Below are 386 nucleotides of genomic sequence, written 5' to 3' on the forward strand. Positions count from 1 at the left end.
CAGGCTGCCATTGGCCATGCTCAGATCGGCCAGGTCGAAGCCGGAAACCGCTTCACTGAAAGTAATGGTGACGCTGGTCGTCTCGCCGATAGCCAGCGTGCTGTCGGCCACCACGATGGTTGCCGTGGGGCGGGTCGTGTCGATGGTGTAGTTGTTGGAAGTGGTGCTGCCCGTGCCGGTATTGCCCGAAGCATTCGTGACTCCGGTGTTATCCAGGGTGATCAGATTGCTGCTGTCGCTCACGTCAGCGCTTGGTGTCAGGGTAGCGGTCCAGGTGATGCCGCCATCGCTGCTGCTCACCGCGCTGAGGCTGCCGTTGGTCACCGTCAGGTCGGCGTTGCTGAAGCCGCTGACCGCCTCGCTGAAGGTGATGGTCACCAGCGAGG

The 386-nt window shown here is 62.4% G+C and carries 1 protein-coding gene; it reads right to left on the bottom strand.

Annotated elements, in window-relative coordinates; genetic code table 11:
• Positions 1-386: Ig-like domain-containing protein (locus F3I62_RS13790; protein ID WP_256667767.1), on the bottom strand; the 386-nt coding region annotated here is incomplete at both ends.

Origin of the sequence: Pseudomonas sp. R-28-1W-6, assembly GCF_009799925.1 — a bacterium.
GTDB lineage: Bacteria > Pseudomonadota > Gammaproteobacteria > Pseudomonadales > Pseudomonadaceae > Aquipseudomonas.